This is a genomic window from Comamonas terrigena NBRC 13299, from assembly GCF_006740045.1.
Lineage (GTDB): Bacteria > Pseudomonadota > Gammaproteobacteria > Burkholderiales > Burkholderiaceae_C > Comamonas > Comamonas terrigena.
On sequence record NZ_AP019749.1, the window covers coordinates 1,922,197 to 1,948,651 of the forward strand.

25 protein-coding genes are annotated in these 26,455 nt (G+C 65.1%); 11 read left to right on the forward strand and 14 right to left on the reverse strand.

What is annotated here, in order from left to right; all coding sequences use genetic code 11:
- Nucleotides 1–134 precede the first annotated feature (134 nt).
- The 4 genes from CT3_RS08795 (at nt 135) to CT3_RS08810 (ending at nt 4,302) form a co-directional block, all read left to right on the forward strand.
- A complete protein-coding gene (locus CT3_RS08795) occupies nt 135–824 on the forward strand; it encodes a heavy metal response regulator transcription factor (protein ID WP_066534828.1) in 690 nt (229 codons plus the stop codon).
- The gene (locus CT3_RS08800; protein ID WP_066534814.1) at nt 821–2,182 is read left to right on the forward strand and encodes a heavy metal sensor histidine kinase; all 1,362 of its coding nucleotides are present in this window, start codon (nt 821–823) and stop codon (nt 2,180–2,182) included. The genes CT3_RS08795 and CT3_RS08800 overlap by 4 nt, the downstream gene beginning before the upstream one ends.
- A gap of 167 nt (nt 2,183–2,349) precedes the next feature.
- Entirely contained in the window at nt 2,350–3,006 is a 657-nt protein-coding gene (locus tag CT3_RS08805; protein ID WP_066534811.1) for a glutathione S-transferase family protein, read from the forward strand.
- A 222-nt stretch (nt 3,007–3,228) separates the two neighbouring features.
- Complete coding sequence (locus CT3_RS08810; RefSeq protein WP_066534808.1) at nt 3,229–4,302, forward strand: linear amide C-N hydrolase; 1,074 nt, start codon at nt 3,229–3,231, stop codon at nt 4,300–4,302.
- A gap of 131 nt (nt 4,303–4,433) precedes the next feature.
- On the opposite strand, the gene CT3_RS08815 is transcribed toward CT3_RS08810, so the two are convergent.
- The 5 genes from CT3_RS08815 to thiO form a co-directional block, all read right to left on the reverse strand.
- Nucleotides 4,434–6,263 carry a sensor domain-containing diguanylate cyclase gene (locus CT3_RS08815; RefSeq protein ID WP_066536063.1) on the reverse strand — a complete coding sequence of 610 codons (1,830 nt, stop codon included), beginning with the start codon at nt 6,261–6,263 and terminating at the stop codon, nt 4,434–4,436.
- Nucleotides 6,264–6,711: 448 nt separating this feature from the next.
- Complete coding sequence (gene thiE, locus CT3_RS08820; RefSeq protein ID WP_066534806.1) at nt 6,712–7,659, reverse strand: thiamine phosphate synthase; 948 nt, start codon at nt 7,657–7,659, stop codon at nt 6,712–6,714.
- Between the two features lie 21 nt (nt 7,660–7,680).
- A complete protein-coding gene (locus CT3_RS08825; RefSeq protein WP_066534803.1) occupies nt 7,681–8,502 on the reverse strand; it encodes a thiazole synthase in 822 nt (273 codons plus the stop codon).
- 87 nt (nt 8,503–8,589) lie between these two features.
- Nucleotides 8,590–8,787 (reverse strand): sulfur carrier protein ThiS, encoded by a 198-nt coding sequence (thiS, locus tag CT3_RS08830; protein WP_066534798.1) that lies wholly within the window; start codon nt 8,785–8,787, stop codon nt 8,590–8,592.
- An 84-nt stretch (nt 8,788–8,871) separates the two neighbouring features.
- The gene (gene thiO / locus CT3_RS08835; RefSeq protein WP_083520359.1) at nt 8,872–9,999 is read right to left on the reverse strand and encodes a glycine oxidase ThiO; all 1,128 of its coding nucleotides are present in this window, start codon (nt 9,997–9,999) and stop codon (nt 8,872–8,874) included.
- A gap of 316 nt (nt 10,000–10,315) precedes the next feature.
- Between thiO and thiD the strand changes: the two genes are divergently transcribed.
- Complete coding sequence (gene thiD, locus CT3_RS08840) at nt 10,316–11,173, forward strand: bifunctional hydroxymethylpyrimidine kinase/phosphomethylpyrimidine kinase (protein ID WP_066534795.1); 858 nt, start codon at nt 10,316–10,318, stop codon at nt 11,171–11,173.
- 124 nt (nt 11,174–11,297) lie between these two features.
- On the opposite strand, the gene CT3_RS08845 is transcribed toward thiD, so the two are convergent.
- From CT3_RS08845 to CT3_RS08860, 4 genes are all read right to left on the reverse strand, one after another.
- Complete coding sequence (locus tag CT3_RS08845) at nt 11,298–11,711, reverse strand: ExbD/TolR family protein (protein ID WP_066534792.1); 414 nt, start codon at nt 11,709–11,711, stop codon at nt 11,298–11,300.
- A gap of 3 nt (nt 11,712–11,714) precedes the next feature.
- Nucleotides 11,715–12,434 carry a MotA/TolQ/ExbB proton channel family protein gene (locus CT3_RS08850; RefSeq protein ID WP_066534790.1) on the reverse strand — a complete coding sequence of 240 codons (720 nt, stop codon included), beginning with the start codon at nt 12,432–12,434 and terminating at the stop codon, nt 11,715–11,717.
- A 21-nt stretch (nt 12,435–12,455) separates the two neighbouring features.
- Nucleotides 12,456–13,169, reverse strand: coding sequence for an energy transducer TonB (locus CT3_RS08855; RefSeq protein WP_066534783.1), 714 nt, complete (start codon nt 13,167–13,169; stop codon nt 12,456–12,458).
- 159 nt (nt 13,170–13,328) lie between these two features.
- Nucleotides 13,329–13,598 (reverse strand): (2Fe-2S)-binding protein, encoded by a 270-nt coding sequence (locus CT3_RS08860; RefSeq protein WP_083520358.1) that lies wholly within the window; start codon nt 13,596–13,598, stop codon nt 13,329–13,331.
- A gap of 333 nt (nt 13,599–13,931) precedes the next feature.
- On the opposite strand from CT3_RS08860, the gene CT3_RS08865 reads away from it, so the two are divergent.
- The 5 genes from CT3_RS08865 (at nt 13,932) to CT3_RS08885 (ending at nt 18,773) form a co-directional block, all read left to right on the forward strand.
- Nucleotides 13,932–14,573, forward strand: coding sequence for a PepSY-associated TM helix domain-containing protein (locus CT3_RS08865; RefSeq protein ID WP_066534778.1), 642 nt, complete (start codon nt 13,932–13,934; stop codon nt 14,571–14,573).
- Nucleotides 14,574–14,605: 32 nt separating this feature from the next.
- Nucleotides 14,606–15,127, forward strand: coding sequence for a DUF2271 domain-containing protein (locus CT3_RS08870; protein ID WP_066534775.1), 522 nt, complete (start codon nt 14,606–14,608; stop codon nt 15,125–15,127).
- A 95-nt stretch (nt 15,128–15,222) separates the two neighbouring features.
- Nucleotides 15,223–16,023 (forward strand): DUF4198 domain-containing protein, encoded by an 801-nt coding sequence (locus tag CT3_RS08875; protein WP_066534773.1) that lies wholly within the window; start codon nt 15,223–15,225, stop codon nt 16,021–16,023.
- 61 nt (nt 16,024–16,084) lie between these two features.
- Complete coding sequence (locus CT3_RS08880) at nt 16,085–17,278, forward strand: FAD:protein FMN transferase (RefSeq protein WP_066534771.1); 1,194 nt, start codon at nt 16,085–16,087, stop codon at nt 17,276–17,278.
- A 94-nt stretch (nt 17,279–17,372) separates the two neighbouring features.
- A complete protein-coding gene (locus CT3_RS08885) occupies nt 17,373–18,773 on the forward strand; it encodes a sulfite reductase subunit alpha (RefSeq protein WP_265331847.1) in 1,401 nt (466 codons plus the stop codon).
- A gap of 33 nt (nt 18,774–18,806) precedes the next feature.
- Here the strand turns inward: CT3_RS08885 and CT3_RS08890 are convergent, their stop codons facing one another.
- The 4 genes from CT3_RS08890 to CT3_RS08905 form a co-directional block, all read right to left on the reverse strand.
- Nucleotides 18,807–19,967, reverse strand: a complete 1,161-nt coding sequence (locus CT3_RS08890) for an alpha-hydroxy acid oxidase (protein ID WP_066534769.1) — start codon at nt 19,965–19,967, stop codon at nt 18,807–18,809.
- Complete coding sequence (locus CT3_RS08895; RefSeq protein ID WP_066534765.1) at nt 19,964–20,644, reverse strand: Fe2+-dependent dioxygenase; 681 nt, start codon at nt 20,642–20,644, stop codon at nt 19,964–19,966. The genes CT3_RS08890 and CT3_RS08895 overlap by 4 nt, the downstream gene beginning before the upstream one ends.
- 134 nt (nt 20,645–20,778) lie before the next feature.
- Nucleotides 20,779–23,040, reverse strand: coding sequence for a TonB-dependent receptor (locus tag CT3_RS08900; RefSeq protein ID WP_066534761.1), 2,262 nt, complete (start codon nt 23,038–23,040; stop codon nt 20,779–20,781).
- Between the two features lie 375 nt (nt 23,041–23,415).
- Nucleotides 23,416–23,715, reverse strand: coding sequence for an SWIB/MDM2 domain-containing protein (locus tag CT3_RS08905; protein WP_066534759.1), 300 nt, complete (start codon nt 23,713–23,715; stop codon nt 23,416–23,418).
- Nucleotides 23,716–24,245: 530 nt separating this feature from the next.
- Between CT3_RS08905 and rraA the strand changes: the two genes are divergently transcribed.
- Entirely contained in the window at nt 24,246–24,770 is a 525-nt protein-coding gene (rraA, locus tag CT3_RS08910; protein WP_066534756.1) for a ribonuclease E activity regulator RraA, read from the forward strand.
- Between the two features lie 119 nt (nt 24,771–24,889).
- Here the strand turns inward: rraA and CT3_RS08915 are convergent, their stop codons facing one another.
- Nucleotides 24,890–26,455 carry an ATP-binding protein gene (locus tag CT3_RS08915; protein ID WP_066534753.1) on the reverse strand — a complete coding sequence of 522 codons (1,566 nt, stop codon included), beginning with the start codon at nt 26,453–26,455 and terminating at the stop codon, nt 24,890–24,892.

The window sequence follows — 26,455 nt, forward strand, 5'->3', positions numbered from 1 at the left end:
CTGCGGCCGGTACGGCTGCGGGTTTCCATGTGCGATGGCGCAGACTGTAGAAATCGCCAGCGAACACCAAGCCGTCGGCCAGATGACAAATTTGTAATCAATCGGAGGCGTGCAAATCCGGGAAAATGGGTTAGATGAGACTGCTGTTGATTGAAGACGAAGCCAAGCTGGGCGAGTACCTGCGCAAAGGTCTGGCCGAAGAGGGCTATACCGTGGACGTCGCAGTGAACGGTATTGACGGGCTGCATCTGGCGATGGAGCTGGACTACGACCTCATCGTTCTGGATGGCATGCTGCCGGGCATTGATGGCTTTGCCGTGCTGGCGGCGCTGCGGCAGTCCAAGCCGACGCCGGTGCTGATGCTCACGGCCCGTGCGGATGTCGAAGACCGCGTGCGCGGCCTGCAAAGCGGTGCCGATGACTACATGATCAAGCCGTTCGCCTTCTCCGAGCTGGTGGCGCGGATCCAGGTATTGCTGCGCAGGGCGCATGCCTACCAGCTGGCGCCTGAGCCCACGGCGCTGAAGGAGGGCGATCTGGAGGTTGACCTGATTCGGCGCAAGGCGGTCCGGGCCGGGGTGCGGCTGGACCTGACGGCCAAGGAGTTCAACCTTCTGGCGCTGTTGTTGCGCCGCCAGGGTGAGGTGCTGTCCCGCACGGAGCTGGCCTCGCAGGTCTGGGACATGAACTTCGACAGCGAAACCAATGTGGTCGAAGTGGCGGTGCGGCGCCTGCGCATGAAGGTGGACCAGCCCTTCGAGACGCCGCTCATCCATACGGTGCGGGGCATGGGCTATGTGCTGGAGAGCCGAGCCCAGCCATGAAGCAGACCGCTGGAGTGCAGCACCTCGGCAGGCAGCTTTCACGCTGGATGGCCTTGCTGTCGATGCTGGGGCTGGGGGCGGTCAGCATTGCCGTGTATCTGGTGTTTGACACCACACTGTCGGCGCGGCAGGAGGAAATGCTGGACCAGAAGCAGCAGGCGCTGGCCCATGTACTGGGTGACGACGACGTCGAACACCGGGATAAATCGCTGGCCCATGTGCTGACCGATTTTCTGGCCGGCCATGCCGACTATGCCATCCGCATTGTGGATAGCCAGGGCGCCACGCTGTTCGACAGCCGCATTCCCGGCCTGGGCGCGGAGCATACGCTGCAGCGGACGTTCGCCGTCACCATCCAGTCCCGCACCACAGACCATGCGCAGGCAGCGACTGCCACGCTGGTGATGGACCGGCGTCCCGATGATGCCCTGCTGCGGGCGCTGGCCTGGGCGCTGTTCATTTCCATGATTGCGGGCTCGCTGCTGCTGTCCCTGTTCGGCGGCTTGCTGGTGCGCCGCAGTCTGCGTCCCATCCAGTCGCTGGTCTCGCAGATCGACGAGCTGTCGGCCAAGGACTTCGGCCGCCGCCTGGACGGCAGCGGGCTGCCGCAAGAGTTGCTGCCCATCGTGACGCAGTTCAATGCCTTGCTGGACCGGCTGGCAGACGCGTACCGGCAGCTGGAATCCTTCAATGCCGACGTGGCCCACGAGCTCAACACGCCGCTGTCCACGCTGATTTCCAGCACCGAGGTGGTGTTGCGCAAGCCCCGCACGGTGGAGGAGATGCGCGAGGTGCTGGAGTCCAACCTGGAGGACCTGCGCCGCATTGCCGCGATGGTGGGGGACATGCTGTTTCTCTCCCGGGCAGACCGGGGGGCGGGCACCCGGGAGGCCAAGGTGTTCAGCCTGGCCGCGGTGGCCGCCGATGTGGTGGAGTTCTACGAAGCGGTGGCCTTGGAGGCGGACCTGACGGTGGAAGTGCGCGGCGATGCGCAGCTGCAGTTCGATGCGCCACTGATGCGCAGGGCGCTGTCGAACCTGCTGAGCAATGCCACGCGGTATGCCGCCAGCGGCTCGCGCATCGTGATCCAGATCGGCACCCAGGCGCAGCACGGGCACACGGAAGCCGTCATCTCCGTGACCAACACCGGTGCGGACATCGCCCCCCAGCACCTGCGCCATCTGTTCGACCGCTTCTACCGGGCGGATTCCGCACGTTACAACGCAGACCGCAACCACGGTCTGGGCCTGGCCATCGTGAAGGCGATTGCCAAGATGCATGGTGGAACTGTGTTTGCCCAGTCGGAAGGTGGAACGACCACGTTTGGCCTGGTCCTGCCGGTGGTGCCGGGGGCTTGAGGCCGGCGGGCGGGGGCCTGCCCGGTATCCAGCCATGCCCCGGGAGTGCCTTGCGCTGCAACGGCCTGGACCGGTTTCCCGCATACCATCGTGCCCACCCCGCCCGCTGTGCTGTGCAAGCGGCCGCGTCTTCCTCGTTCCCCCGGCACACACCACCGACTTTCACCATGGCAACCACCAAGCAACTGTTCTATTATCCCAGCAACGCCAGCATGGCTCCTCACATCGTTCTGGAAGAAATCGGGAAGGCGTTCGAACTGGTGAAGGTGAAGCGCGAGGTGAATGCCCACAAATCGGCGGAGTATCTGCGCCTGAATCCCAATGGTCTGATCCCGGTGTATGTGGAAGGCAGCATGGTGCTGTACGAAACCGCCGCCATCTGCCTGCACCTGGCCGATACCCACCCTGAAAGCGGCATGGCACCTCTGCTGGCTACGCCCGAGCGTGCCGCGTTCTACAAGTGGCTGATGTGGCTGAGCAACACCTTGCAGACCGCATTGATTGTCTATTTCTATCCCGAGCGCTGGGTGGATGCGGGCAACGAATCGGGCGCCAGGCAGGTGCAGGCCCATGCGGAATCGAAGATCGCCAGCCTGCTCGAACAGCTGGAAGCGCAGTTGCAACAGAGCGAAGGCCCTTGGCTGCTGGGGGCGCAGTACACGGTGCTGGACCCCTATGCGTTCATGCTGTGCCGCTGGACCCGGGGCTTTGCGAAGCCGGCGCGGACATGGCCGCTGCTCGGTGCCTATCTGCAGCGGATGCTGGCGCGGCCGGCCGTGCAGCGCATGATCGCCACCGAGGGACTGGCCGAGCCCCTGGTCTGACCGGGCCGCTGGGGCTGTTGGCAAGCTGGCCTTGGGCCGGCAGGGTGGCGTTTTGGCATAGTGTAGGGCTGGGAATCGTTTGCGATGAACCCGGTTGTGGCCCTACCATGCACCGCGGGCAGGGCACAGCAAGAAGCCTTGTCCTGGGGTGCGAAGGCTTGTACCTGCGCGCTGCGTTCCGGTTTCGCTTGGTGCTTTTCGTTTGCGCTTCAGGAGGCCTTGATGAACATGAACTTGCCACGCATTCGTCCGCAATGTGCTGCGTTGTTGCTCGGTATGGCGGGGATTGCTGCCGCGTCCAGTGCCTGGGCTTGCACCCGACTGGTGTTTCACGGGGCCAATGGCCAGGTGGTGACCGCCCGCTCCATGGACTGGAAGAACGACATTGTCAGCAACCTCTGGGTGCTGCCGCGGGGCATGGAGCGCAATGGCAAAACAGGGCCCAACACTGTACGCTGGACGTCCAAGTACGGCAGCGTCATCACCTCGGGCTACGATGTTTCGACCACCGACGGCGTGAACGAGGCCGGTCTCAATGCCAATCTGCTGTGGCTGGTGGAATCGGAATACCCCGCATTCGATGGCCGTGGCAAGCCCGGGCTGACGATTGCCGCATGGGCGCAGTATGTGCTGGACAATTTTGCGACGGTGCAGGAAGCGGTGGCGGCACTGCAGAAAGAGCCCTTCACCATCGTGACAGACAATGTGCCGGGTGAGAACCGGCTGACCACGCTGCATCTGTCCATGTCCGACGCCAGTGGTGACAGTGCCATCGTGGAGTACATCGGGGGCAAGCAGGTCATTCACCACAGCCGCACATACCAGGTGATGACCAACTCGCCGATTTTTGAAGAGCAACTGGCGCTGAACACCTATTGGCAGCAGATTGGCGGCACGGTCATGCTGCCGGGCACCAACCGGGCTGCCGACCGTTTTGCACGTGCATCGTTTTATGTGAATGCCATTCCCAAGGACCAGACTCCGAACAAGAACCTGGCCAGCGTGTTCAGCGTGATCCGCAATGCGTCGGTGCCCTACGGCATCAGCACCCCGGGGCAACCCAATATTTCTTCCACCCGCTGGCGTACCGTGTTCGATCACCAGCGCAAGCTGTATTTCTTTGAGTCTGCACTGACGCCCAATACCTTCTGGGTGGATCTGAAGCAACTGGACTTCAGCCCACAAAGCGGCAAGGTGTTGAAGCTGGATCTGGGCCCGGATCAGGACCATACATTCTCGGGCAATGCCACGTCGCAATTCAAGCCATCGGCGCCATTTCAATTCCTGGGCATCTAGGCCTAGGGCACTGAAGCCCCCCAGGGCCGCCGGGTCCGGAGAGGGCGGGCGGCGGCCAAGGTCCTTTGCCCACAGCTTCGGCGGGCGAAGGGCGTGGCTATAGCTTCTTCCAGTCGCTGCAGGCCTGGGCGTCAGCTGACGGCGCCCTGCTGCAGGTCCGCATGCTGGACGATGCGGCCCTTGCCGGCATGCTTGGCGGCGTACATGGCTTCGTCGGCACTTTGCAGCAGCGTGGCCGTGGAACTGCCTGCGGTGCTGACGGAAATGCCGATGCTGATGCCGACCTGGGCCATGATGCCCTCGTGCAGGGCAATGGGCTGGCGCACTGCATCCATGCAGCGTTGCATCACCGAAAGCGCCTCCCCGGGGGTGTGCAGGTTGGCGAGCAGCACCACGAATTCATCACCGCCCAGGCGGGCCACGCAGTCGCCCGCGCGGGCCTGGGCCGTGAGCCGGGCGGAGACCACCCGCAACACTTCATCGCCGGCGTCGTGGCCCTGGGTGTCGTTGACCTGCTTGAAGCCATCCAGGTCCATGAAGCACACCGCCACCATCTGGCCGGACGTCAGCTCCTGGGTCAGGGTGTCTTCCAGCGCCCGGCGATTGGCCAGACCGGTGAGTGCATCGTGGTTGGCCAGGTGGGTGGCGGCCTGCTCGCCTTGCTTGAGGGCGTCGATGTCCACAAAGATCCACAGCGACTCGTCCGCATTCAGCAGGGTGCCGGAAGCGTCCACCCAGAAGCGCTTGCCGTCGGATGCCTGCAGCTGGAACTGCTTGTGAAACTTGCCGCGGGCCAGCAAGGAGGCGTAGGCTTTCTCGCCGATGAGCCGGTAGCTCGCATCGTCCGGATAGAACATGCGTGTGGACGCGCCATGCAGCGCCGAGGCGGGCTGTTTGAGCAGGCGGCGCAGGGCGGGGTTGGTCCACACGATGCGGCGTTCGCGCAGGCGGGCCATGCCGATCAGGTCGTTGTTGATGACCAGCTCCTGTTCTTTGCGGATGCGGTGTTCACGCTGCTGCAGGCGGTACAGGGCGACCGAACCCAAAGCGATCAGCAGAATGCACAGGCCGGTGAGCGCCCAGGCACGCCAGGCGGAGGCGCGCCACATGGCCATATAGGCTTCCGTGCCCAGCCCCGTGAACACCGTCAGAGGGTAGCCTTGCAAGCGCTGGTAGGCGGTGATGCGCTCCACGCCATCCAGCAGGGTGGGCGTGATGTACCAGCCTTCCTCGCGGTCGCGGGCGATGGCGCGGTGGTATTCGGGCGAGACCGTGGCCTTGCCGATACCGGTTTCGGCATCCTGGCTGGCCCCTGGATAGCGCGCGACCAGCAGCGCCTGGTCGGTGCGCAAGGCCATGGCGCTGCTGGAACCAAACGACTGGCGCTGGAACAGATCGTGAAAGTGCTCGGACGCGACTATGGCATACACAATGCCCTGGAAGCTGCCGTCCTCGGACAGCAGGCGCCGCGCCAGCACGATGGACCATTTGCCAAAGGAGTGGCTGACCAGGGGCTCGGACACCACCATCTGGTCGGTTGTTCGAGCCTGGGCGAAATAGTCGCGGTCGCCCACCGAAAAAGGTTCGTCGATCTCGCTGGGGGTGATCAGGACCTCACCCTTGCTGTCGGTGGTGCGCAAGGCCGTGACAAAAGGGATGAGGGCGCGCTGCTCCTGCAGCATCTCGTACAGGGCCAGGTTGGCCGTGGGCAGGCCTTCGAAGCTGCGCGTGCGATAGCGGTTGGCAATGGAGGACAGGGCGTTGTCCACCAGCCGCACCTCGGCTGCCAGCTCCAGGCTCAGACTGCGCGCCTGGTGCCGGGTGACGGCAATGCCCAGGTCCATGTCGGCACGGTAATTGGCATGCATGCTGAACCAGGTGGCAAAGCACAGCAGGGCGGCCACCACCAGGTTGCCGAGCACGATGCGACGCAAAAGCGTGTGGGAGCGGAGGCTTGTCATCTGGATGCGCAAGGTCCCTGGAGGCACGCCGGGAGTCCAAACGTTTCGGGTCCCGGCCATGCTTCCAATCACCGGTTGAGTGGAAAGTCGCGGGCCGCCACTGTGCATTAAGCGGGTCTTCATCCGCAGTGGCTGCGAAGAGTTTATAAGCGAGGATGAGATTCCTTGGAAAGCCCTGTATGGGGGGAAAGCCTGCTTCCAAAATTGATTGCAGACTTTGGCAAGCCGCGGTATATCCGGCGTCTGGCCGATCCCGGCGCAGCAGCAAGGCGGTGGCCGTGTGCATGCCGCTTCCGGTCACGGTCCCGCTCCGGGGTGCGGGGCGACACGGGCGTACAGTGGGTTGCACGCCACAATCCAGGCAAAAAAAAGAGGACTTCAACCGAAGTCCTCTTGTGGCGATGGCGCTCGGGGGGGCACCGCTGCAGGTTCGCAGACCGGCTGGCGGTCAGGACTGGGCGGGCTGCGGCAGCCTTGCCATCAGATCCCGCGCGGCTGCTTGCGGATCGGGCGCATTCACCAGTGCGCGCACCACGGCAATGGAGCCGACACCGGTAGCTGCGATGTCGCCGAACTGTTCCGCGGCAATGCCGCCGATGGCCACCAGCGGGTAGGCCTGCATCAGCCGCACATAGGCTTGCAGACGGGCCACGCCCTGGGGGGCGGTGGCCATTTTCTTGAGCGTGGTGGGGAACACGGCGCCCAGGGCGATGTAGCTGGGCTGCACGGCATGGGCGCGCACCATTTCGGCGTAGCCGTGGGTGCTGACGCCCAGGCGCAGGCCGCTGGCGTGGATGGCGGCCAGGTGCTCGCCGGCCAGCGCGTCCAGGTCTTCCTGGCCGACGTGGATGCCGTAGGCGCCGGCGTCGATGGCTTCGCGCCAGTGGTCGTTGATGAACAGGCGGGCGTTGGTGCCCTGGACAGCTGCAACCGCTGCACGCACTTCGGCACGGATGGCAGCGGCGTTGTCGCTTTTGAAACGCAGTTGCACCGTGGGCACCCCGGCGCGGGCCATGCGGCCCACCCATTCGGCCGTGGGCAGCACGCCGTATAGGCCCAGCTGGCGCGGGCAGGCAGGGAAGGCTTGGGCGGGATCGGCACCGGCCAGGCCGAAGTCCTGGGGATCGTCCGGCCAGTGGGTGACGTCGAAGTGGTTGGTCCGCTCGGCCTGGCGCTGCCAGGCCTGGGCCAGGCATTCGGCATCGACCGCGATGAAGCCCAGGCGGCTGCAGGCCTGCAGGGCCGCCAGATAGGTAGGCTCTGTACGCAGTGCCGGCGGCGTGGGCTGGGGCACCAGTTCTACGGAGTTGGCATCGTGGTGCAGGCGCGCGCCAAAGGTGGCACTGTGGTGGTGGACGATGGCGTCCGCCAGGGCCTGGATCTCTGCAGTGTGCATGGCGTGGTCTTCCAGCGAGGGTCAGGCGTGGTGCCAGAACGGAGTGCCCAGCACCGGGGTGCTGGGCTGGGCGGCACGCTGCTCGGCCATGGCGCCAGCCAGGTAACCGTCGCGGCCGGCCTGTACGGCGTCGGCAAAGGCACCTGCCATGCGCACGGGGTCTTCCGACAGGGCCACGGCTGTGTTCAGCAGCACGCCGTCAAAGCCCCATTCCATGACGGTGCAGGCGTGGGAGGGGCGGCCCAGGCCGGCGTCGACGATCAGCGGCACGTTCAGGCGCTCGCGCAGTGTCTGCATAGCATAGGGGTTGGCGGGACCGCGGCCGGTGCCGATGGGCGCGGCCCAGGGCATGACGGCCTGGCAGCCCACATCGACCAGGCGCTGGCACAGCACCAGATCTTCGGTGCAGTAGGGCAGCACCTGGAAGCCGTCCTTGATCAGGATGGAGGCGGCCTCCACCAGGTTCAGGGTGTCGGGCTGCAGGGTGTAGTCGTCGCCGATCAGCTCCAGCTTGATCCAGGGGGTGTCGAACACCTCGCGCGCCATCTGGGCGGTGGTGACGGCTTCCTGGATGGTCATGCAGCCAGCGGTATTGGGCAGCACGGGCACGTTCAGCTTGCGCAGCAGCTCCCAGAAGCTGGCGCCGGTTTCGGCCACTTCGGCGGCGCTGCTGCCCTGGCGGCGCAGCGAGGCGGTCACCATGGCAGGTTTCGCACGGGCGACCGCCGCTTCCAGCACGGCGGGTGAAGGGTAGCGCGAGGTGCCCAGCAGCAGGCGGCTGTGGAAGGTCTGGCCGTACAGCGTCAGGCTGTCAGCGGAGGATGCGGTGGTGTCGGTCGACATGAAATACTTCTGTGTTGGCGTAGGGCTCCGGCGCCTGCTGGGCGAGGGAGCGGTCCATTGGACGCTGAATGGGGCCCGAGTCTGCGGTCAGCCGCCGGTCACGGGGGCAATGATTTCGACCTGGTCGCCTTCGGCCAGCGCATGGGCCGCATAGCGGCCACGGGGCACAAAGCCGGTGTTCACCGCCACGGCAAAGGGCGGCTTGGCCTGCCACTGGGCCACGGCATCGGCCACGGTGGCGTTGGCAGGCAGTTCCACGGATTGCTGGTTGATGGTGATGTGCATGGGCTCTCAGGTCGGGGTAAAAAGGCAAAAATCTACTACGGGTTAACCCGTGGAGGAGGCGGCGATATCGCTGTAAGGGCTGGATCAGGCCGCCTGGGCAGTGGTCTGGGCAGCGGTGTGCGGCAGGTGCACGGCCACATCGAATTGTCGGGCCAAGTCGGTGGCTCCGCTGCGCAAAACCTGCAATGTGATGTCCAGCATGGCCGGGGAGATCATGAAACCGTGGCGGTACAGGCCGTTGACCTGCAGCACGCGATCATCCAGCCAGCGCAGTGCGGGCAGGTTGTCGGGCAGGGTGGGGCGGCACTGGGTGGCGATCTCCAGAATGCGTGCCTCGGCAAAGCCGGAGTGCACGGTATAGAGGGCGCTGAGCAGTTCCATGGTGGAGCGCACACTGGCCGGTCCCATGTCGTCGGACTCGATCTCGGTGGCACCGATCACAAACACATGGTCCTGCTTGGGGGCGATGTACAGTGGGTAGCGCGGGTGCACCAGGCGCGTGGGGCGCTGTAGCGTGACTTCGGGGGCGTGGACGCGCACGACCTCGCCGCGGATGCCGCGCAGCGCGCTCCACTCTGTGCGGGCGCCCAGGCCGCGGCAGTCCAGCACCAGATCGGGCTGGCCGGCACTGCCCGGGGCAAAGTCCGTGGTTTCACGGGCGGTGTGCCAGTGGAATTGCACGCCCAGGCGGGCCAGGGTGGTTTCCAGTGCGGCCAGCAGCTGGCGGTTGTCCAGCTGGCCCTCGCCGGGCAGGTACACGCCCTGCTGGAAGCGGCCCTGCAGTGCCGGCTCGACGGTGGCCATCTGGGCGTGGCTGACGCTTTCCAGCGCCGGCAGCGTGGGATTGATGCGGCGGTTCTTCTCGAACAGGCTGCACAGGCGGCTGGCATCGGGTGCATCCTGGCGGTGCCAGACCACGAGGGTGCCGTTTTGCTGGAAGTAGACCGGAGCGTCGAGCTGGGCAATCAGCTCGGGCCAACGGGTGAGGGCGTATTGGCCCATGTGCACCACGCCGGGCTCGGTGATGGCCGATTCGGCCAGCGGGGCCAGCATGGCGGCGGCCACGCGGGCGGCGGCGCCGTCGGCTTCGGGGCCCTTGGCCTCGAACACTTCCACGCGGTGCCCTTCGCGCGCCAGCTCCAGGGCCAGCAGGCGGCCCATCAGGCCGGCGCCCAAAATGGCGATATGGGAAGGTGCAGTCAGAGCAAGCATGGCGGTGTCGTTTCGTCCAAGGCGGTTAGAAGGCAATCCAGGGACCAAACGGGGTGGCATAGCCTGCAGAGGGCGGCCACCGGCTGTGAAACTCCCCACGCCAGCATGACCTGGATCGGGTGTCGGGGTCGCCTGCGTGCCGGGTCGGCATCCAGGCGGCCCCAGGGTCTGTTCTCAGTCGCATGCGGCCCGTGCCGCTGTGCGGCGGGCCGATGGACACCCCTGTTTCGTCCGTGAGCAGGAATTACAGCACAAGCCGCATACCTGGGATGGCCTTGTCGGCACAAGCCTTGGCTTGGGTCATAATTTTTGCCCTATGACCCCTCAGACATCCTCTGCGCCGCACCCAACTTCGCGTTATGTGCGTGTGCTGTCCATTGCCGGCTCCGACAGCGGCGGTGGCGCCGGCATCCAGGCCGACCTCAAGACTTTCAGTGCCCTGGGCTGCTATGGCATGACGGCCATCACGGCCATTACCGTGCAGAACACGCTGGGCGTGACCGGCATCCACAGCATTCCGGTGGATATTCTGCGCGGCCAGATCGACGCCGTGGTGGAAGACATCGGTGTGGATGCCGTCAAGATCGGCATGCTGGCCACGCCGGAAGTGGTGCGCACGGTGGCTGACGCCCTGCGCCGCCACGGCCTGCAACAGGTGGTGCTGGACCCGGTGATGGTGGCCACCAGCGGCGACCGCCTGATTGCCGAAGAAACCAAGGACGTGCTGGTGCGCGAGCTGTTCCCGCTGGCCACGGTGGTGACACCCAATCTGGACGAGGCCAGCCTGCTGATCGGCCGCCCCATCGATGGCATCGACGCGCTGGAGGCTGCTGCCAGCGACTTGCTGGCGCTGGGCGCGCCGGCCGTGGTGGTCAAGGGCGGACATTTGCCCGGTGACTGGGTGGTGGACCTGCTGGCTGCGCAGGACGGTCTGCGCCGCACGCTGGAGTCGCCACGCATTGCCACGCACAACGGCCATGGCACGGGCTGCACGCTGTCGTCGGCCATCGCGGCCCATCTGGCCCTGGGCCTGCCGCTGGCCGATGCCGTGGCGCACGCGCGTAGCTACATCCTGGAGGCGATCCGCGCCGGTGCGGCCGTGCGTACCGGCCATGGCCATGGGCCGCTGAACCACGGCCACGCGCCCGTGGCCCAGATCATTCGCGCCAACTGAAAGCGTGCAGCGGCGCAGGGCGCCGGCGAGTCCCGCTGTGGCGGACACGTAAAAACACCCCGCAGGCTGCGCGCCATGCGGGGTGTTTTTTTGGTGGCCTGCCCAGGCCCAGGGGCAGGTGGGCTTATTTTGTGACAGGGTCGGTCACAAAACCGATCTTGCGCACGCCCGCAGTTTGTGCGGCAGCCATGGCCTGTGCCACGCGCTCGTAGCGCACTTCCTTGTCGCCGTGGATGTGCAGGTCGGGCTGCGGATCCTTGGCGGCTTCGGCCTGCAGGCGGGTTACCAGTTCCTCGTCGGAGATGGCTTCCTTGTTCCAGTGGTACTTGCCATCGGCAGTGATGGACAGGCTCACGTTCTGCGGTTTGACCTTCTCGGGCTCGTTACTGGCGCGGGGCAGGTCGACGTTGATCGAGTGCTTCATCACCGGGATGGTGATGATGAAGACGATGAGCAGCACCAGCATGACGTCCACCAGGGGCGTCATGTTGATTTCGTTCATGACTTCATCGCTGTCGTCTTGGGTGCCGAAAGCCATGGCTTACGCGCCTTTCTTGATGGGAGAGACGTTGTGGTGGCCTTGGCCGCTGTCCACGCGGGCGCCGGTCACGAAGTAGGCGTGCAGGTCGTGGGCGAAGGTGTTCAGGCCGTTGAGCACGTTCTTGTTGCCGCGCACCAGGGCGTTATAGCCCAGCACGGCGGGGATGGCCACAGCCAGACCGAAGGCGGTCATGATCAGTGCTTCGCCGATGGGGCCGGCCACCTTGTCGATGGAAGCCTGGCCCGAGGTGCCGATGGCCACCAGGGCGTGGTAGATGCCCCAGACGGTGCCGAACAGACCCACGAAGGGGGCGGTGGAGCCCACTGATGCCAGGATGGCCAGGCCGGCTTGCAGGCGGGCGGTGAACTCATCCACGCAGTAGCGCAGCGAGCGGGTCATCCAGTCGCTGATGTCCAGCGCGTCGTGCAGGTGGGCGCTGGTCTTGCGGTGGTGGGACTGGGCTTCACGGCCTTCCAGGGCCATGTAGCGGAAGGGGTTGGAGGGGTCGGTGTCCAGCTTGCTCAGACCGGCGCTGAAGTCTTCGCTGTGCCAGAAGTCCTTGGCCTGGCGGGCTTGCTTCTTGTACTTCACCAAGGCCAGGGTCTTGATGATGATGACCGCCCAGGAGGCGACCGACATGATCAGCAGCAGGATGGCCACGCTGCGCATGACGAAGTCACCTTGTGCCCAGACGTGGGCAATGCCGAATTGGGATTCCATGAAAACTCCTGAGATGAATGTTTATTCGAGAACGAAATTGATGGGGACGATGTTCCACATGCCTTCGGGGACGCCGTTGCGCTTGCCGGGCACGAATTTCCATCGTTTGACGGCTTCCAGGGCCGCCTTGTCCAGGCGTTCGAAGCCGCTGGACTTGTTGATTTCGAGCTGCTGGGGCTGGCCTTGCTCGTCAATGAAGACGCGCAGCACCACCTTGCCCTGTTCGTTCATGCGGCGGCTGATCGCCGGATAGGACGGACGGGGATTGTTCAGGTAAGCGGCGTTGCTGGACGGCAGCTGGATGGCTGGCGGCGCGGGCGGTGCCGGTGGTGCGGGCGGAGCCGGGGGGGCAGCCGGTGCGGCCGGCACGGGTTTGCTGGGCTCGCTGTCCAGCGTGCCGGTGGGCGCGTTGGGGGAGGGTGTGGGGTCCGCGATGGCCTTGGGCAGCGGCTGCTTTTGCACCGGCTTGGGGACCGGTGCCGGCTTGGGTGTGGGCTTGGGTGGTTGGGGTGTCGGGGGAGCCGGTGGTGGAGGGGCCGGAGGCTGTGGCTCGGGGGCGGGCGGCGCAATGAACTCGGCAATCACCTCGGCGGGCACGATCAGCGGCTCGGGAGTGTGGGTCAGTGCATGTTGCAGCGCCCAGATGCCGGCCACGTGCAGTGCTAGCACCGAGCCGGTGATGACCGCATTGCGGTGCATATTGCCGGTCGGCGCGAAACGTTCAGATGAAGACATAGGGATCAAAAAGCCGGCCACGAGGCCGGCACTTGCACAGGGTCTGGTTCACGACCCCTCGAAGACTAGCGGATTGCGGACCCATTCAGGTCAACATGGCGCAACCCGAGGAGATGGGCTAGCGCCGGAAAATCCACAGGGAGCACCCCAGGACCAGGATCAGACTGCCAGTGACGGTTGCGAGGAAGGCCATGCTTTGCTCTCCAAAATAGAGGTGGCAAGCTGAACCGGCTTGGCAGATTCATTGTGAATCGCAGCATGCGTGCCGCTGGAGCAGCATTTGTCCACCACGTCACGGGCACAGCTTTCGCAGCGTCCGCACTGGGTGGCCACGCCGAGTTCGAACTGAATCTCGTCGAAAGACATGCCCGCATGTGCGTGGCGTGCGATTTCGCGGTCAGAAACCCGGCGGCAAACACAAACAATCATGGTCTCAAGCAGATGTGGCTGGCTGTTAAAAGATGGGAATGATTATAAATAGGAATCTATCGCATTTGCAATGTCTATCTTGTTCATAGTCGTTGCAGAGGTTCCTGAAAGTGGAAAAGCGGGGGGAGGTGCCGCCCCCAGTGGGTGCGGTGCTCCTCTCTTCTATATAGGTAAGGGGCTGGAATGGCCCTGTACGTCCCAGGGGCGGGGCTATGGGGGGGGCCGGGGTCTGCGTAAATCTTAGGTAAATGAGAGCTATTTTTATTTGTTGGCCCTAGAATCGAGGGCTTCGTGGCGCAGGGCAGGGTCCGTGCGCACGCCATCTTTTTGTGTATGCAAGCCTCCCCTTCTTCCCAACGTGCCTACTGGTTGAAAACCCTGCATGAATGGCACTGGGTCAGCTCCGCCATCTGTCTGGTGGGCATGCTGCTGTTTGCCGTGACGGGCTTCACCCTCAACCATGCCGGCCAGATCGAGGCCAAGCCCCGCGTGGTCTCCCGCCAGGACCGGTTGCCTGACTCTCTGCTGCCGGTGCTGCAGCAGGCGGCCGAGGCACAGAAAGCCCAGCCGCAGGAAGGCGCCAGCCTGCCGGTCACCGTGCAGACCTGGGCGCGCGAGGTGCTGGGGGCAGAGACCCGCCAGCGCGCTGTGGAGTGGAGCGAGGACGAGGCGTATGTGCCACTGCCCCAGCCGGGCGGCGATGCCTGGCTGCGCATCGGCCTGCAGGACGGCGAGGCCGAGTACGAGCACACCGACCGGGGCTGGATCTCTTATTTCAATGACCTGCACAAGGGCCGCCACACCGGCACCGCGTGGAGCTGGTTCATTGACGTGTTTGCCGTGGCCTGCTTGGTGTTCTGCATCACCGGCCTGTTTATCTTGCAGATGCATGCGGGCCGCCGGCCCATGACCTGGCCCATGGTGGGGCTGGGACTGCTGATTCCCGCCTTGCTGGCCATGCTGCTGGTGCACTGAACATTGACCGAATCACTTGAGAGGGACATTCCATGACAACAAAAATCTTGCGATTCACGGCCGCGCTGAGCGCCGTGGCTGGCCTGCCCGCCATTGCCGGCAGCATGAATGTGGGCGTGGAAGTGCCGCGCCTGGACGTGGCCGAATACCACCGCCCCTATGTGGCCGTGTGGGTGGAGCGCGCCGACAACTCGGTGGCCGCCACGCTGTCCGTGTGGTACGACACCAAGATGCGCGATGCCGAAGGCATCAAGTGGCTCAAGGACATGCGCCAGTGGTGGCGCCGCACCGGCCGTGAACTGACCATGCCCATCGACGGCGTGACCCAGCCCACCAAGCCCGCCGGCAAGCACGCGCTGTCGTTTACCGAAGGCCGCAACCCGCTGCCCAAGCTGGCTCCCGGTCAGTACAAGCTGCAGGTGGAAGCGGCCCGCGAAGTGGGCGGCCGTGAACTGGTGACCATTCCGTTCGAATGGCCCGTCAAGCAGGCCACCAACCTGAACGTCAAGGGCAAGAGCGAGCTGGGCGACATTACGCTCGAACTCAAGCCCTGATCGGCCTGATCCGCTGTCTTTCCGCGCTGCTACCCAGCCTTGCTTCCCGGGTTTCCCGCTTTCTCTGTTTCGACCATCTATTCCAAGGAGTCACCATGTTTTCTGCTTCCCGCCTTGCCCTTGCGCTGTCGTTGGCCTGCGCTGCCGTGGGCGCCCAGGCGCACAATCTGTGGCTCAAGCCGTCGAGCACCGTGCTGTCCAAGGCCGACTGGGTGACGGTGGATGCGGCCGTCTCCAACGACATCTTCTTCTTCAACCACCGCCCCCTGGCCGTGGACAAGCTGACCATCACCGCACCCGACGGCAGCACCGTGCAGCCCCAGAACGTGGCCAAGGGTGAACTGCGCAGTGTGTTCGACCTCAAGCCGGAAAAAGCCGGCACCTACCAACTGAGCATCGTCAACCAGGGTGCCATGGGTTCGTACAAGGATGCCGCCGGCCAGATGAAGCGCCTGCGTGGATCGGTGGAAGACATCGTCAAGCAGATCCCTGCCGACGCCAAGGAGGTGATGGTGGCCGAAAGCGCCAGCCGCATCGAAACCTTTGTGACCATGGGCAAGCCTTCGGCACTGCGCCTGAGCGGCAAGGGCCTGGAGCTGGCCCCGGTGACCCACCCCAACGATCTGGTGGTGGGTGAGGAAGCCACATTCGCCTTCCATGTGGACGGCAAGCCTGCTGCCAACGTGGAAGTGGTGCTGGTGCCCGAAGGCAAGCGCTACCGCGATGCAGTGAACGAGATCAAGCTGGTGACCGACGCCAAGGGCCAGTTCAAGGTGAAGTTCCCCGTGGCTGGCATGTACTGGCTGGATGCCGACGTCAAGGACAACAAGACTTCGGTGCCCCAGGCCAAGGAACGCCGTCTGGCCTATGTGGCCACGCTGGAAGTGATGCCCTGATGGCGGGTTGCCATCTGCTCACGTGACAGTGGGCAGATGGCCCTTGTCTTGTGCAGCCCGCATGAAGTCCCCCGCACGCGCTCTGCCGGATCCTGTGAAGCCCGGCGTTCGCCAGGTGCCGCGCGTGCATTTCGGCAGCGGCATCTGGCAGCGCCCGGCACCGGCGGTGGCTGCTGTGCCTGCTGCCACAGCGGTGCCTGCGTCGTTTGCCACTGTTGGCTGGCAGGCCGCCGGAGCGCAGCGCATGCAGCTGCAGCAGGACCGCAGCCTGCAGACCCAGGGCGGTGCCACCATGGGCACCACCTGGTCGCTTCGGCTGGTCAACCCCGACTATGCACCGTTGGCGCCCGTACACGCCCTGGTCCAGTCCACCCTGGACGAAGTCATTGCGCAGATGAGCAACTGGGAGGCGGATTCCCGGCTGTCGCGCTTCAATGCGGCCGCACCCGGCAGCTGGCACGAGCTGCCAGCGGAGCTGGCCCAGGTCATCGATGCGGCCCTGCACTGGGCACAGGTATGTGATGGCGCCTGGGACCCGACGGTGGGCGCTCTGGTGGCGCTGTGGGGCTATGGCCCGCGAGCGCAGCCGCAGCAAGCGCACAGCGGGCAGCTGCCTTCGGAGGCCGAGGTCGCCCAGGCCCTGCGCCACTGTGGCTACCAGCGGTTGCAATGGGAACCTGCGCAGCGGCGCGTGCTGCAGCCGGGTGGCCTGCAACTGGATTTGAGCGGCATTGCCAAGGGCTTTGCCGTGGACTGGGTGGCTCAGCGCCTGCAAGCCGCCGGCTGGCAGCATGGGCTGCTGGAGATTGGGGGCGAGATCCTGGGCTGGGGCCAGCGCCCCGATGGGCAGCCATGGCGCGTGGCCGTGGCCGGTCTGCCGCCCGAAGCGCAGGGTAGTGCCACCCCGGAAGCCGTGCCCTTGCAAGGCGGTGCCCTGGCCACCTCCGGAGACCACTGGCATGTGTTCACCCAGGGCGGGCGGCGTTACTCGCACACTATAGACCCGCGTACCGGCCAGCCGGTGGCGCACGCCCTGACCAGCATCACCGTCTTTCATGCGGCCTGCATGCACGCCGATGCCCTGGCCACGGTGCTCACCGTGCTGGGGCCGCAGGCGGGCTGGGATTTCGCGCTGGCACAGCATGTGGCTGCCGTGTTCCACACCCACCCTGATGCAGCGCATCCCCAGGGGCAGCGGCGCAGCACGCCGGCATGGGATGCGCGTTTTGCCTCCGCTGGAGGCCTTGGACAATAAGAGTCGCCTGCGCGCTGTGAAATGCCATACCCGGTGGCTAATGGATGGGGTTCTCTGCGGCAGGTGTACACACAGCTATGGTTTTGAGATCAGCATGATGGATTGGATTGTGACCCCGGCGCGTCTGGGTGGTGCGCTGGCGCTGGTGCTGGGCTATGCGGGTCTGTGCTCGGGTGTGGCCTGGCGGCTGCGACAACAGCGCCATGCGCTGCAGCGTGAGCGCCATAGCCTGCAACAAGGGGACGGCGCTGATGGTGCGGCCATGCTGGTGGTCTACGCCAGCCAGACTGGTCAGGCCGAGGCCCTGGCCCACGATACCGCACGCACCCTGCACGCTGGCGGCTGCCCGGTGCAGCTGGTGCCCGTGCAGGAGCTGACGCTGGCGCAGCTGCAATCCTGCCGCCACAGCCTGTGGCTGTTGTCCACCACGGGCGAGGGCGATGCGCCCGACCAGGCACTGCCTTTTGTGCAGCAGTTGCTGCCCCAGTCTGCGGCGCTGCGGGGGCACGATGCCCGCATTCTGGCGCTGGGTGACCGTGAATATGAGCAGTTCTGTGCCTTTGGCCTGCGGGTGCAGGCCTGGCTGCAGGGCCAGGGTGCCCAGACCCAGGTGGTGTGCATGGACAGCGGCCATGCGCCGGCCCAGGCCCGTGCGCTGGCGGACTGGCAGGACGGCGTAGGTGCGCTGCTGCACGCTGTCACGGGCCAGGCGGCGGCCGGTTGGCAGTCGGCAGACAGCAGCCAGCATTGGGTGCTGCGCAGCCGCACGCATTTGAACCCGGGCAGCCAGGGCGGGGCGGTGTACCTGCTGGAATGGGCGCCCGAGAACGGCCAGCTGCCGCAGTGGGAGTCGGGGGATCTGGTGTCGCTCTGCCCCCCGGGCGAACCGGATGCGCCGCGCGACTACACCATTGCGTCGGTGCCAGCCGATGGTTGCCTGCAGCTGCTGGTGCGCCAGAGCGTGCGGGACGATGGCGAGCTGGGCGTGGCATCCCGCTGGCTGTGCGAGGAGATGGCGCTTGGCGCCACGCTGGCATTGCGCATCCGCGCGCACAGCGGCTTCCGGCTGGAAGGCAATATGGACCGCCCGGTGGTGTTGATTGGCAACGGCACCGGTCTGGCGGGGCTGTACAGCCATATCAAGGCGCGGGTGCAGCAGCAGCAGTTTGACCACTGGCTGCTGTTTGGCGAGCGCAGCCCCGAACACGACAAACTGCTGGATGCACAGCTGCAGCAATGGGTGGCGCAGGGGCAACTGGCTCGGCTGGACCGTGCCTGGTCGCGCGATGTCGCGCAGCCCGGCTATGTGCAGCAACTGCTGGCCCAGCAGGCCGACCGCCTGCGCCACTGGGTGGAGCGTGGTGCCGCCATCTATGTGTGCGGCAGCCTGCAAGGCATGGCCAAGGGGGTGGACGATATGCTGCGTGAGCTGCTGGGCAGCGAACAGCTGCAGGCCCTGGCCGCCAGCGGCCGCTACCGGCGGGACGTGTACTGACGGGCCAGGCCTACGCCTGCACCCTGGTACGGTTCAACGCGGCTGCCACAACAGGTCGGCGCCGATCTGCCGCAGCTGGGCGCACCCGGTCTGGGCCATGGCCAGCTCCAGTTCGGAGCGCAGCAGGTACAGCATGTGCGCCGTACCCAGCGTACCGGCCACCGCCAGGCTGTGCAGTTGCGGCCGGCCGATCAGCACGGCATTGGCGCCCAGTGCCAGGGCCTTGAGCACGTCGGTGCCCTGGCGGATGCCGCTGTCCAGCAGCAGCGGCAATTGCGGGCCGACGGCCTGGCGTACATCGGCCAGCACATCGATCGGGGAGACCGCCGCATCCAATACGCGTCCACCGTGGTTGGACACCACGATGGCATCGGCTCCCAGTGCCGCCGCCTGGCGTGCTGCGCGTGGCGACAGAATGCCTTTGACGATCAGCGGCAGATGGGTGTGTGTGCGCAGCCATTCCAGATCGCTCCAGCGGGGTGCGCCGGTGGCCAGCGGTGTGCCAAACAGGATGTGATCGTCCATCAGGTCGCCGGTCTGCTGTGGCTGTGGCATGCCGCGCAGATTGACGGCTTCCACGCCGGGGGGCAAGGGGTAGCCCGAGCGTTTGATGTTGGCGTCCACCGTCCACACCAGGGCCTGGTAGCCGGCTGCTTCTGCGCGGCGTACCAGGGACAGCGTGTGCTGGCGGTCGGGCTGGCTGTAGAGCTGGAACCACAGCGGGGCCGTGCGGCCCAGTTCCTGGGAAGCGGCGTTGGCCGCCTGGGCGATTTCTTCCAGCGTGTAGCTCGACAGGGTGCTGACCACCATGCCGGTGCGCATGGCCATGGCTGCGCGCACGCTGGCAATTTCGCCTTCTGGGTGGGCCAGGCGGTGGTAGGCCACCGGAGCCAGCAGCACCGGCCAGTCGAAAGCCTGGCCCAGCAGTTGCAGGTGGGTATGGGCCTGAGACAGGTCCGGCAAAGGCTCGGGCAGCAGGCGGATGCGATCCAGTGCCTGGCGGTTGTGTGCCAGGGCCTGGGCCTGGTCGCAGCCGCTTTCGATGTGCGCCCAGGCATGGGCTTCGATATGGTGGCGTGCCTGGCGCGCATAGTCGGCAAGGGCCCCGATACCGGAGGGGATGCGCGACAGCGCCGGCTGCACTGCCTGGCCCAGCGCGTTGAGCACGGGCGCTGCGGAAGGCGTGTCTGTCATGCTTCGGACCACATGCGCAGCAGGTTGTGGTAGGTGCCGGAAAGCGTGGACAGACGGGGGTGCGCAGGCAGTTCGCTGCTGAGCTGCTGGATGGACTGGTCCAGATCGAACAGCAGGCGGCGCTGTTCGGCCGACTTGATCAGGCTCTGGGTCCAGAAGAACGAGGCATAGCGCGTGCCGCGCGTGACCGGGTTCACGCGGTGCAGACTGGTGCCGGGGTAGACGATGGCGTCACCTGCAGCGAGCTTGACGGTCTGCTGGCCGAAGGTGTCTTCCACGACCAGCTCGCCGCCTTCATATTCCTCCGGCTCGCTGAAGAACACGGTGGTTGACACATCGGTGCGCACCTTGATGGCCGTGCCGGGGATGGTGAACAGGGCATTGTCGATGTGGTTGCCGTAGGTGCCGCCGCCTTCATAGCGGTTGAAGCGCGGCGGCAGCACCTTGCTGGGCAGGGCGGCGGACAGATACAGCGGATGGTGGCCCAGGCGGTCCAGGATCAGACTGCCCAGGGTCTTGCCCGTGGCACTGTCCAGCGGCAGCTGCAGATTGTTTTTGACTTGGGCGGCCAGGAAGCCGGCGGTGGTGCGGCCATCCTGCCAATCGGCTTGTTCAAGCGCTTGGCGGCATTGGCGCACATCTTCGGCGGACAGCAGGGCGGGAATACGCAGCAGCATGGCAGGAATAATCCTTCAAGACGGGACAGGGTACAGGCCGTAAGTGTGAATGCAAAAAGCCCCGTGGGCATGGTGGTCCACGGGGCTGTGACGCTGGCCTGCGCTACATCAAGTGCGCAGGCGGGTCAGGGGGCTCAGTACGTGAACTTGAGCGAAGCCACGGCAGAGCGGCCAGCCGCAATGTTGGCGTAGTGGGGCGAGCGCACGCCGCTGTAGTACACCTTGTCGCCCAGGTTGTACAGGTTCAGCTGGAATGCCAGGTTGCGGTTGATCTGGTAGCCCAGCATGGCGTCATAACGCGAGTAGCCGCTGACGCCCTTGGTCACGATGCCGCCACCAGGAGCGGTCGACAGGGCATAGCTGGCGTTGACGCTGCTTTGTGCATACACACCCAGACCCAGGGTCAGCTTGTCCGTGGGCTTGTAGCTGGTCCACAGGCTGAAGCTGTGCTTGGGGGTGTTGGGGAAGGCTTGGCCGTTGGCGGCATTGCCTGCACCCATGTCCTTTTGTTCGCTATCCATGTAGGTATAGCCGCCAAAGACGCTCAGGTTGCGCAGGATCTGGCCGGTAAAGCCCAGTTCAATGCCGTTGACCACCTTGCTGCCGGCCATGTAGTCCACGCCACCTTCGGTGATGCGAGCATTGGTCACTTCATTGCGGAAGACTGCGGCGGTCAGGCCCAGCTTCTTGTCCAGCAGATCCCACTTGGTACCCAGTTCCATGGAACGGGTCTTTTCGGGCTTCATGTCGGCTGCCCTGGCAGTCGTCATGACCATGTCTTCATTGGCATTGCCCAGAGCATTGCCCACAGGGCGGGTGGAAGTGCCGATGTTGGCGTAGATGCTGCCATTGGGTGCCGGCTTGTAGACCAGGCCCAACTGGTAGTTGAACAGGGTGTCGGAACGCGAGATGTCGTAGGCCGGGTAGGTGTTCGGCGCACGGCCACCGGCAGGGCCCGAAGCCGAGGTCTTGTAGTGGTCGGCACGCAGGCCCAGGTTCAGCAGCCACTGCTCATTGAACTTCAGCGTGTCGAAGCCATACAGGGCGATGGTGTCGACCTGGTTGGTCGTGGCTTGTGCTGGCAGGCTCCAGGCGAATGTCCAGGGGGCATTGGCACCGCTGGGGTTGCTCAAGGTGGTGCACCATGGGGCGACCGCCGAGGTGCAGGTACCGCCGCTTTGGATGGCGGCAGAACGGACTTCGGCTTTTTCCTTGGACAGTTCCAGGCCCAGTGCAAAGCTGTGGCCCACGGAGCCCGTCTGGGCTTTGCCCGTCAGCTCGGTCACGTTCTGCAGGGTAGTGGTTTCCGAAACGCGTGCGTTGCCGCGGCGCCAGACATAGCCATTGATGGCATTGCCCTTGCTGTCGTCGGGCTGCGTCCAGATGTAGTCCTGGTCGGTCTTGCTGTAGCGCAGGCTGTTGCGGATCTTGTTGGTGTCGGTGAACTTGTGTTCCACGGTGGCCGTGAACAGGTCGCTCGTTTCTTTTTCGTAGTCACGGTGGGTCAGGCCGTACCAGTTGGCGCGGTCATTGCCATAGGTGGGGCGCACCGTGCTGCCACCAGGCAGTTTGGCCATGGCCGTGTTGCTGTAGAGGTAAGGCACGCCACCGTCGGGAATATTGTCTGTCTTGAGGTGTTGCCAGGACAGCGTGACTTCGGTGGGCGTGCCCATGCCGAAGGTCACGGTAGGAGCAATGCCCCAGCGCTTGTTTTGAGGACCATCGCGGCCGGGAATGTCGGCGTCATGGGCCATGGCGTTCAGGCGGAAACCGGTGGTTTCACCCAACTTGCGGTTCAGGTCCAGCGTGGCGCGCTTGTAGTTGTCGGTGCCCAGGCCCACATCGCCAGCGACGAAGTTGTCGTTCTTGGCTTTCTTGGTGGTCAGGTTGATGGAGCCACCCGCACCGCCACGACCGGCGTAGGCCGAGTCAGCGCCCTTGATGACTTCCACCGATTCCAGGTTGAACACTTCGCGGGTGCCGGCGGCGATGTCACGCATGCCGTCCACGAAGGTGCTGGCCTGGGAGTCCATGCCGCGGATGAAGGGCTGGTCACCGGAGGGGTTGCCGCCTTCGCCATTGCCGAAGGTGATGCCGGGGGTGGACTTCAGCGCATCTTTCAGGCTGGTGGCGCCGGTTTGCTTGATGATCTCTTCGCCGATCACCTGCACGGTCTTGGGGGTGTCCACCAAGGGGGCCGTGAACTTGCCCTGGGGCGAAGTCTGGGGGTTGAAGGGAGCGTCGGCCGTGGCGTTCACCTGCACGGAAGGCAGGGTGACTTCTTGCTGGGCCAGCGCGTTGCCGCCCATCAGGCACAGGCCAGCAGCGACCACGATCTGCGTGAGCTCGCAGTGCAGTGCGTTGATGTCTGTAGGTGTGTTTTTGAGTGTAGACATGTGAGCAAAGGTAGAGAAAATCCGGTCTCGGGTCGGCCCGAGGACGCTGGATTTTAGACACTACTGATAATTGTTCTCACTACTATTGCTGGGTTTGGAATGTAAACCTGATGTTTGTTGCCACTCTGCAACAAATGGCGGAAAAGCAGACTGCGATCCGGCTGGGGTTGGTGCTTGCTTTCTTTGTGAGTTAAGTCACACGGCGCTGCATGGAGCAGCGGCTGAGTACGCCGCATGACACGGTATGACAGACAGGGGTAAAACCATCACAGATCGCTGGGCACGGACGGGCCGGTGGGCGGTGGACGCACGGGGGCGCGCCAGACGCAAAAAAGCCGGCACAAGGCCGGCTTTTCGAATCCAGTGAAGGACGCTTTATTTGACGTGCTTGCCGATCAGGCCTGCCATCTCGAACATGGAGACTTGGGGCTTGCCGAAGACTTCCTTGAGCTTGGCGTCGGCGTTGATCATGCGCTTGTTGGCAGCGTCTTGCAGGTTGTTGGCCTTGATGTAGACCCACAGCTTGCTGATGATTTCGGTGCGTGGCAGGGGAGTGGAACCGACCACGGCAGCCAGAGCGGCGCTGGGGGTCAGGGGTTTCATGAAGGCTGCGTTAGGGGTGCGCTTTTTTGCAGGTGCTGCCGGTGCAGCGGTTGCCTTCTTTGCAGTTGCCATGGTTGCTTGTCCTTGTTGAGGAAGTGTGGTTCTCTTCGCCACGCTGCGGTCTTGCAGCAAGGCATCAGCAAATCCTACTGGGAAAATTTGCCCATTCCAAGCTGACTGGCCCCTTTTTTTGCCTCGAATTGTTGTGCAACGTCACTTTTGGCGGGTTTCCGGCACTGGCGGCACGCCCGAATGGTTGTTCAGGACGCCATGGCGACAAAAAAGCGGTGGCGGCTGCGCTAGCTTACGGAGGCAATTTCCAGGGGCGAAGGGCAGCGCTGGCGGCCCAGGAAGAGGTGGCTGGCGGACATCTGTGGAAGACTGTGGCCTGTGTTGTCGGGAGCCTGTCAGCGGCTGCCGGGATGATAGGGCTGCCCCTCCCGGTGGCTTGCACGTGCTGCCTGCGATCTGCCGTCGGCTGTCGTTTGCCGGCTTGCGTGTGGTCGCATGCTGCCCCTCTGTCAAGGGCCTCGGCGCCAACGCCGGGATCCGCCATCACGGGCGGCCCTACGGGTGATGACTATTGTTTTGGAGCTTTTTTCATGCGCACTGCCTCTGCCCACGGTCCTCAGGTTGCCACCTGCGATCTGTGCGATGTGTACAAGAACGACGAATCCGGCCAGTTCCGGGTGCTGCCGCCGGTCTTCCCCAGCTTTGGCGGGGTGGAGTCCTTTGCCGGCCCGGCCTTCACGGTGAAGTGCTTTGAAGACAACAGCCTGGTCAAGGCGGCGGTCGACTCCCCGGGCCAGGGCCGGGTGTTGGTGGTGGATGGAGGCGGCTCGGTGCGCCGTGCGCTGGTGGGCGGCAATCTGGCAGCAGCAGCCGCCCGCAACGGCTGGGCGGGGGTGGTGGTGTATGGTGCCGTGCGTGATGTGGCCGAGTTGCGTGCCGCCGCCGTGGGCATACGCGCGCTGGCGCTGATGCCGCTGCCCACGGAAAAGCGCAACGAAGGCCAGTCCGGCGTGGCCGTGCAACTGGCCGGGGTGACGGTGCGTCCCGGGGACTGGGTGTATGCCGATGCCGATGGCGTGGTAGTGGCCGACCGGGCAATTCACCCCGGAGCCTGAGCGTTCCGTCGCGGCGGCGTCCTGCGGGGCGCATGACGCTGGCGGTTGCTGGCGTCTCCTGCAAAGATGCCGAAGAGGTATCTGGGGGCGCCAGAGTGACAGATATTGCCCCTGGCGCTTCAGGCCGCGCGGTGTGCCACCCGCTGCAGCGGCAGCGACAAGGTCGCGACCAATCCCGGTGCGTCCGGAGCCAGGTGCAACTGGCCGCCAACGCTTTCGGCGATGCGCTGCACGATGGTCAGGCCCAGGCCGCTGCCCTGGGTGGCTGATGTCTTGCGCCAAAAGCGCTGCAGGGCCTGGGCGCATTCCTCGGCGCTCAATCCAGGGCCATGGTCCCGCACCTGGATCTGCAAGGTGGCGGTGGCCGTGCTGGCACAGGCCTCCACCCCTGTCGTGCCCGCCGTTCCGTGGCTTGTTGTGCCATGGGCCGGGTCGAGCCCTTCATCAACGCCATCGGTATCGCCAGCTGTACCCGTGCCGGCAGGCTGCAGGCTCAGTTGCAGGGTGATGGGTTGCTCGCCCAGGTGGTGGCGCAGGGCGTTGTCTACCAGGTTGGTGACGGCGCAGGTCAGCAGGGCGGGGGCCAGCGGCAGCTCCCAGTCGTGCAGTGCGGCGGGTTCCAGGTCGGTCTGCAGCCTGGGCGTGGGGGTGTCGCCCTTGTTGGCGCGCTGCAGCGATTGGCGGCAGGCCAGGTGCAGGGCCTCGGCGATGGCAGTACCCTCCGTGCTGGGGGGCGTGCCGGTGCTGGCGCTTTCCACGCGGGCCAGTTGCAGCAGCTGTTCCAGTGTGGCGTGCATGTGGTCAATGCCTTCACTGGCCTGCTTCAGAGCCTGGCTGGCGGGGTTGCCCGGGCTGCCTGGGCCGGGTGGTGCGTGGCGTTCCAGCACCAGCTGTGCCACCTGCACATGGGTTTTGATGGCGGTCAGCGGGGTGCGCAGCTCGTGGGCGGCGTCGGCCGTCCAGCGGCGCTCGTGCTCGATGGCGCGGTTCATGCGGCCCAGCAATTGGTTCAGGCTGCCCACCAGCGGGGCCAGCTCGGCCGTGTCCTGGCCGGTCTGCACGGGCGAAGGGTCCTGGGGTGGGCGGTGCTGCAGCTCTTCCCCCAGGCGGTGCAGCGGCTCCAGACCCAGGGTGCAGATCCACCAGGTCAGCAGCACCACGCCGGCCAGGGCCAGCACAAAGGGCACCACCAGGGTATAGACAAAGGATTGCACCAGCTGTTCGCGCACGTCCAGCCGGTCGGCGGTGGCAATGCGGATGCCGTTTTCCTCCAGCACATAGGTGCGCCAGGATTTACCGCCTTTTTCAATGCTGCCAAAGCCGGAGCGGGTGAGCGGGGTGAAGTCGGGGCTGTTGCTGGTCTTGGCCAGCGGCAGGATGTCCACCTCGCTGCGCACCAGGCTGACCTCGCAGGCCACGCCGTCGCGGGCAATTACCGACAGCAGGGCGTTGTTAGCGGGTGTGATGGCATCCACCTGCGCCGGCTGGAACTGGTGGACGATGCCCGACACCATGCGGGCGCTGGCGATCAGCCGGTCGTCCAGCATGGTGCGCAGCTCACGCTGCATGGTGGGAAACATCCAGGCCGCCACGCTGCCCCACAGCACGCACAGCGTCAGGCTCAGTCCCAGCACCAGGCGCAGGCGCAGGCTGGTGGGGGCCGGGGAGCGGCGCAACAGTTTCAT